At 69.1% G+C, this 7,067-nt stretch carries 5 protein-coding genes and 1 CRISPR repeat array; all 5 genes read right to left on the bottom strand.

The annotated features are described in order from the left end of the window. Positions 1-253: 253 nt before the first annotated feature. Positions 254-1,384 carry a CRISPR-associated ring nuclease Csm6 gene (gene csm6, locus ACYQ8L_RS17680; protein ID WP_459943143.1) on the bottom strand — a complete coding sequence of 377 codons (1,131 nt, stop codon included), beginning with the start codon at positions 1,382-1,384 and terminating at the stop codon, positions 254-256. Further along, complete coding sequence (locus ACYQ8L_RS17675) at positions 1,381-3,522, bottom strand: CRISPR-associated ring nuclease (protein WP_459943142.1); 2,142 nt, start codon at positions 3,520-3,522, stop codon at positions 1,381-1,383. The genes csm6 and ACYQ8L_RS17675 overlap by 4 nt, the downstream gene beginning before the upstream one ends. A 153-nt stretch (positions 3,523-3,675) precedes the next feature. Further along, positions 3,676-4,464 (bottom strand): hypothetical protein, encoded by a 789-nt coding sequence (locus ACYQ8L_RS17670; RefSeq protein ID WP_459943141.1) that lies wholly within the window; start codon positions 4,462-4,464, stop codon positions 3,676-3,678. Positions 4,465-4,861: 397 nt separating this feature from the next. After that, positions 4,862-5,458 (bottom strand): hypothetical protein, encoded by a 597-nt coding sequence (locus ACYQ8L_RS17665; RefSeq protein WP_459943140.1) that lies wholly within the window; start codon positions 5,456-5,458, stop codon positions 4,862-4,864. A 369-nt stretch (positions 5,459-5,827) separates the two neighbouring features. Then, positions 5,828-6,082, bottom strand: a complete 255-nt coding sequence (locus ACYQ8L_RS17660) for a hypothetical protein (protein ID WP_459943139.1) — start codon at positions 6,080-6,082, stop codon at positions 5,828-5,830. Between the two features lie 640 nt (positions 6,083-6,722). Then, positions 6,723-7,040: a CRISPR direct-repeat array (repeat unit 38 nt; unit sequence GGTCGCAATCCCTTCTGAATCAGGTCCTACGTTCCTAC). Positions 7,041-7,067: the final 27 nt, after the last annotated feature.

The raw sequence follows: 7,067 nt of genomic DNA, 5'->3' as shown, positions 1-7,067 counted from the left end.
AGCTCCCCAGGGCCCCTTCGGGGCCCCGGTGTGGGAGCGCCTTCCAAGGCGCGACCCGGGCCGCAAGGCCCGGGAGAAAGGGCGTCGCGGCTTGGAGGCCGCTCCCACAGGTTGGGACGGCTGCCGACGCTGGAATCCCGAAGGTTCTTAGCCGCCTAGCTGCCGAGCAGCCCAGCCGCCTAGCCGAAGTCACTTGGAATCCGCGCGCGATCGCCAGCTTCGGGCGTCGCTTGTCCGACGGCCGGGGACCGACCTAGGTCGGGCCGGAACGGTCGATCCGCACCCGGTCGGGTGTGAGCCCCACGCCGTAGCGCACCGGGTTTCGGCCGAACTTCTGCACGGTCAGGTGGGCCGCAACCCCCGGCGGCAACGCCGACTGGAGGACGCGGTTCACCTTGGACACCACGGAGGCGAAGTTCCGGTCGCCCCGGGGCGACTGCGCCAGCGCTTCCACCCGGTCCCCGAGCGCCCGGGCCTCCTCCCCCCGGAGCCCCAGCCTCCGGGCGCGCTCCGGCCAGATCTCCTCCACCAAGTCCTCGCCGATCAGGTCGGCGAAGGGAAGCGCCTCGCCCCGCAGGTCCCCGGCCAGCACCAGGTGCAGGTACACGGCGAGCCCCTGGGGGGCCAGGTGGCACTCCCGGCCGGCCCATCGCACGACGCTTCGCGCGGGGTCCACCTCGAGCGCGGGGCCCCCGCACCGGGCCGCCAGGGCCTCTTCGGCGCCGGCCACCATCTCGGAGAACGATCCCCGAAGCACCTCGCCCGGCACGAACTCCCCCAGCCGCACGAAGGGAATGTCCACGAGGTCGATGCGGGCCTCGTCGGTGCTCACCCGTTTGTCGGCGCGGGTGCGAAGCTCCACGGGCCGGGGCGGCGGGTAGTAAAACTCGGGGTGGGCCTCGAAGTCCTCCGACACGAGCACGTGGGTGAGGCGGTCGCCGGGCCGGCCGAAGAGCGACAGGGCGTAGCCCAGGTAGTAGGTCATGGTCTTTCGTCCGCCGGCCAGGCTCGCGTGGATCCGCACCGACGGGTCCGCGGCCAGATCGCGCACGAACCCGGCCAACTGGTCGGCCACGGCCGCGTTTTCCTCTGCCGTTCGCAGGTCTTCCACCGGACGGCCGTCGGGGGCCACCAGAAGGTGCACGGTGTCCAGGCCGAACCGGATGTCCCGGTGGTCGAGGCCGTAGTCGCTGCAAAACCGGTAGAACGCTCCGTGGTGGGGGTCGAGCAGGGTTTCGCGCACCCGCTGCCGCCCCGGCAGGGTGGTGAGCACATGGATCTCCGACGGGAGGTCGCCCTCGCGCCACAGGGCGTACAGGGTCTCGGTCACCACCTGGGGGGTGAGCCCGGCCAGGGCCACGAGCACGGTCCGTCTGCGGGTCATGGGGCCTCCGTGAGCGTGCGGTACACCTCGGCGTCCACCTGGCGCAGGAGCTCGCCCCGGTCGGGAAGGGGCAGGAACGAGGCCTGGAAGGCCGTGCGCACCAGGGCGAGCGCGTCCCACCGGGTGAGACCCCCCGGCGTCATGGCCGCGGCGGCCCAGAGCTCCTCCGACCAGGTGGTGCGCGAAAGCCCGGGGTTGTCGGTGCACACGCACACCCGAACCCCGCGGGCCAGGTACTCGCCCAGGGGGTACACGGGCCCCCGGGGCCGCCGCGGGCCCGCGAACCCCACGATCTGGTCATTGCTCGAGGGGCACATCTCCAAGGCCGTGCCCCGGTCGCGGAAGTGGGCCAGGAGGTCGGGGTGGTCGAGCAGCTTGAGCCCGTGGCCGATGCGGTCGGCGTTCAGGTGGTACACGGCCTCCCACACCCGCTCCACCGGCTCGGTTTCGCCGGCGTGGATCGTGATCTTGCGGCACCGGCGAAACAGGGGAAGGCACTGCTCCCGCAGCTCGGCCGGCGACCGGGTGGATTCCTCGCCCGCCACGTCGAACCCGATCACCCGGGGCGATGCGGCCCCCTCGTCGTTCGCGGCCAGGCGCACGTGCTCGGCGAACCGCTCGGGCTCCTTGTGCCGCGTGCCGATGACCAGGAGCTCCACCCGGGGGGCCGAGGGCACCCGGCCGCACGCGGTTCGAAACCCCCGGCGGATCGCCTCGAGCGCCCCGGCCGGATCGAGCCCCCCGCGGGTCAGGTTGCCCGGGGAGCACCGAACCTCGAGGTACCGAACCCGGTCGGCGGCCGCCCGCTCCACCAGGAGCTCGCAGGCCGCCGCGATGGCCCGGGGCCCCTGGAGCAGGCTGCTGCCCTGCAAGTCGCCCGCCGCGAAGTACTCCCGCAACCTCTCCTGCGGCCCGCCAGCGCCGGTGCCCCAGGGGTCGGTGAGGGTGTCCAGCCACCCCGGCAGATCCGCCAGGCCGAGGACGATCGCCGCCGTCACGGCGTGCACCGGAAGGCCCGAGGCCTCCCGGGCCTCGGCGATACGTCGCCGCGCCTCCTCCACCCGCCCCGGACCGGGCGCGGTGCAGGCAAACCAGGCCATGAGGCCGCCGACCGCGGCCCGCGCCTCGGCGAACGCCTCCCCTGCGTCGGCCGCGGCCGCCCGGGCGAGCCGGGCGAGATCCCCGGGCCCGGCCGCCCCGCCCAGGTGGCAATGGAGGTCGGCCTTCGGGAGCCGCCGCAGCCAGGCCACCTCCTCGTCCCTCCGGGCCGGGTCGAGCCCCAGCCGGTCGCGGCGCAGGGCGTCGATCCGGGAGGCGGGCAGACGGTAGAGGCTCCGGAAGTTCTCGCGGGCGTCCTGGCCCAGCAGGTGAAGAAAGTAGTTCCCGGCGACCCGTTGGGCCTCGCGCCGCCGCCGCTCCACCTCCCGGTAGAGAGACCCGTCGAGCCCCTCCACCTCCCACACCCCGGCCTCGGTCTCCCGGGCCCGCACGGGGTACGCCTCGGACCGGATCGGGGTCATGCCGTCGAGCGCCCAGTCGAGCCCCTCGAAGGGCTCCTCGGCCCCGAGGTCCACCGGCACGAGCCCCGCCGCCGTGCGGGCATCGAACCCCGACCGGGCGAGGTCCTCCGGGGTGAGCCCCCTCGTGAGGGTGTCGGCCTCGGCCGTGGAGGCCACGTGGAACACCCGCGCCGCGCCGAACACGCCCGCGGCCTTCTGCAGCAGGCTCGACATGGTCTTCCGGCCCCCGGCCAGGCTGTAGAGGACCGGCCCGCCCCGCTCGCGGGCGGCGAGCGCCAAGCGGTACGTGAGCTCGGCCAGGGGGTCGTCCTCGGGCGGGCCCGCCACCACGTCGTCCACCCCGGCCGGAGCGAACACCCGAAGCCTCGGCGCCCCGGGGCCGAGGAGGGCCCAGTAGCGCCGCAGCGCCGCCACCCCCTGGAGCGCCCTCTGGCCCAGGGTCGTGACCGCCCACACCTCCTCGGCGGGCCCCACGCTCGGCCGGGCCCGCCCGGCCCACCACGCGGCCGGATACACCGGCACCCGCTCGGGGTCCAGATACCCCAGCAGCTCCGGAACCACGAGCCACGTGCCGCCCAACGTGCACAGCAGCACCGGCCTACGCTCTCGCTCGTGCATGAGCCCTCCCGTGGATGTTCGCCCTGCGCCCGAGCCCCCGGGACGCGCCGCACGCGGAACCCGGCGGGGTAGCGTGGGCCTCCCGTCGTCCGTCTCACGCCGGGCGCCGCACTCTGGCGACCCGAAGCAAAGGCGGTTGCGCCCGCGCCGAAATCAGCAGCGGCCGCCGTTCGCGCCTCGCCCCTTGTGGATCGGGGGGTTCAGCTCGAACAGGTTGCCGCCCGCGTGCAGGTACCGATCGCCCCACAGGAGGTCGAGGTAGATGGGATGAAACGGCCTTCCGCAACGGTCGCTCAACTCGCGGCACTTCGCGTCCACCTCGGCCTGGAGCTCTCTGTACGCCGTCTCGGACCGGATGTGGCCGTAGGACGACCGGGTGGAAAGGCGGTGTCGGGCCAGCGTGGCCGGGTCGAACAGGTGCAAAAGCGGTTGGCCGCGAACCTCGATCGGCCCCAGCATCACGCTGTCGAGGGGGAGGAACAGCAGCGGCACGAGGCGCCGTCGGAGCTCCGGCGACACCTCCCGCGCCATGGCGACCAGGTGTTCCACGTAGAGGTCCACCGGTTTTCGCACGCTGTTGAACGAGGTCCGGACGGAGTCCACGATGTTCGTCATGCGGCTTCGGATGTCTTCGCACACCTCGTTGAGAAGCCGGTGCAGATCCTCCCGGTCCCGAACCCGCTCCAGACCACGCAGGAGCCGGTCGCGGTTCGTGAGGAAGTACGGCGGGAACACCTCGCTCGAGCCGGGGCGCGACTTGTCGATCCGGGTGTGCCCCCGGAACGTATTGAAGGCCACGGCCTTCATCCTCTCGATCTTTCCGCCGGGGCGGCGCACCGGGGCTCCCTCGATGATCTCCTCCCACGAGTACAGCACCGCCGGCTCGCAGAACACGCGCTCCCCCTTCTCCGCCAGCTCCGCCCAGAATGTTCTCGACTCCATGGTGCCCTCCTTTCCTGCTCTGTGCTGGGTTCCGCCCATCCGGCGGCCGGGTGTGCCAGCCCCGGCTGGGCCCTGATCCGGTTGTGCAGCGCCATCGTCCCGCACGGGCCAGCGAGGGCGCCACGCCGGCAACGTTGCGGCAGACTGCCGCGGGTTCGCCAAGAGGCGAAGAAGGGAGGGATCGCCTGTTGGGCGCAGGGGCGCAGGGGCCCTCTTTGCAACGAAGCGCCCCCCGCCGGTTCCAGGCGGGCTTCGTCAAGCGGCTTTCAGAGGGACTACGGAGGCGACAGTCGGGAATCGAGAATGCACGTTGCGAGTAGCACCGTCCCCCTGAGGCCACGCCGGACCGGTGACGCGGGCAACGGCTTCGCGTTTGGAGTTCTGCGGCCAGCGCCCTTTAGCGATATTCCCACAGAAGCCGCACGCACGTATCCTCGACGTCGCACAACTCCCTGATCTTCTCCGCGGCTTCCGCGATTTCGGGAGATTCGGCGTTCTCCAGAATCTCCAGCAGGAGGCCTGCCGCGTCGTCGAACCGGCCGAGTTCCCGAAAGATCTCGGCTTTCAAGAGAACCCCCTCGACGTCCTCGGGGCCGCCCAACCTCAGGAGCGCGTCGAGGTTCTTCCGCCAGGCGTCGGATCGTTCCGGACGGTAGGGGACTTGGGGGGAAATCTGGCGGCCTTCTTCCGGCCACTCGTCCCGAAACGGGTCGTTACTCCTCCACCAGGCCAACGTGCGCAGGGTTCGTTCCTCCTCTGGGTTTCGCGCGAGACCTTCTGCGAACGCCTGGTAGAAATCTGCCTCCGCGGGTTCCGCCACCATGGGCATCCGCCGGGCCGCCTCAGCGTCCCTTTCAATCTCCCCCCAGTCCACGTGGCCCACGGTGGCCGCTTCGGCGAGCCAGTAGCACTTACCGCAGTGAGAACACTTCACGACCGGGGGAGGTTGGTAGCACATCGGAGCGAAGCGCTTCCCGTCGGTCCATACCAGCATGCCAATCGTGTTCCCCGACAAAAGCGTCGGATGCCTGGCCAACCCCTCGCACCGTGGGCATGCGACGACACGGTCTGGCCCCACAATCATGGCGCACCTCCCCTCCATCGCCGAGACTTCCTGAGACGCTGAAGGACCGCGTCAAGCGCGCACGGGACACGAACAGCCCCTCCCGGCGGCTTGGGCCTCCCGCGCCAAGCCTGGCGATCTTTGTCTGGGCTCCGCCGGCCACGTCCGGTGCTTTCCAGGAACGGTCGCCGGCTCACGCCCGCATCCATCCGGACGCATTTCCCTCGAACTGAGCATAAAGCTTTTTGGGTGCGGATTCGAAGTACCTGAACAGTGCGGGGCAGAGCCATCCTTACATATCTACATCCGGGCTGTAATACCATTCCCTCCCAACTCCTCCCTGCGCCACTCGAATTCATACTGTGCGCCAGGAAACCGATTGGCCGAGAACAGAATGGTAAAGCCGCTCTCCGCGTCGGATATAGATGCGGACGACCGTTCAATGATTTCGTCGGCACCGGAAACGAATGGCTCCTGCACCAAGCCGACCCTCTCGTCATAGAACCCCCAAAGCCCGTTATGCCTGTACGGATGAATCGCGAGAATGGCGTTCATCTGCTGCCCTCCCCTGTGGGCTACCCCGCCACGGAGCGAGTTGGTACGCCTGGACGATACCGGTGCGTCCACCTTCGGCGGACGCAAGCTACCCCCAAAGTCATCGTAAGCTTCAGAAGTTGGCGGCCCAGCACGCCCGCGCTGGTCGTTCTCGACAAAGAGTCTACGGGTCGAACCACAGCCAGGGCGTACTGCTTCAACCGAGCGTCAATATCGCCATCACGGTTGGCTACGCCGCCCCTGTTCATGCTGGGCCCTTCATCCCTCATCGCTCATCCATTTCGTAAGGATGAAGGCGGAAGGCGGAAGGATGAATGACTGCCCCTTGGTTCAACGCGCCGTCACCGCCCCAGACGCAAAAGGTTGAACCAAGCAACGCCGCCTAAACGCTCACCACCTCCGTGCGGACCGCCTCACTTCATCCTTCATCCCTCATCCTTCATCCTTCCAAACTATCCCTTCTGAATCAGGACTCCAGAAGGATGAAGGCAGAAGGCGGAAGGATGAATGACCGCCCCTTGGTTCAACGCTCCGTCACCGCCCCAAACGCAAAAGGTTGAACCAAGCAGCGCCGCCGAAACGCTCACCGCCTCCGTGCGGACCGCCTCACTTCATCCTTCATCCCTCATCCTTCATCCTTCCAAACTATCCCTTCTGAATCAGGTCCTACGTTCCTACTCCCGATGGTGGGACTACCGGGACGCCAGTTTCGGTCGCAATCCCTTCTGAATCAGGTCCTACGTTCCTACCCGGATCGGCAGCACGCCCATACGCAACCTGGTCGCAATCCCTTCTGAATCAGGTCCTACGTTCCTACGAAGAAGGCCGAGATTAGTGCGAAGGTTACTGGGTCGCAATCCCTTCTGAATCAGGTCCTACGTTCCTACCGAGAGGCGCTCCGCCACCTCGCCACCCGACACCGTCGCAATCCCTTCTGAATCAGGTCCTACGTTCCTACATCCCCCGCGAATCGTCTGAACGAAGT

The organism is Deferrisoma palaeochoriense (assembly GCF_054656955.1).
This window is presented reverse-complemented; position numbering and strand designations above follow the sequence as displayed.

Bases quoted from the DNA above. Each gene is read 5' to 3' on its own strand.
- ACYQ8L_RS17670 (WP_459943141.1), bottom strand. From the start codon at position 4,464: ATGGAGTCGAGAACATTCTGGGCGGAGCTGGCGGAGAAGGGGGAGCGC.
- ACYQ8L_RS17665 (WP_459943140.1), bottom strand. From the start codon at position 5,458: ATGCTGGTATGGACCGACGGGAAGCGCTTCGCTCCGATGTGCTACCAA.
- ACYQ8L_RS17660 (WP_459943139.1), bottom strand. From the start codon at position 6,082: ATGAACGCCATTCTCGCGATTCATCCGTACAGGCATAACGGGCTTTGG.
- csm6 (WP_459943143.1), bottom strand. From the start codon at position 1,384: ATGACCCGCAGACGGACCGTGCTCGTGGCCCTGGCCGGGCTCACCCCC.
- ACYQ8L_RS17675 (WP_459943142.1), bottom strand. From the start codon at position 3,522: ATGCACGAGCGAGAGCGTAGGCCGGTGCTGCTGTGCACGTTGGGCGGC.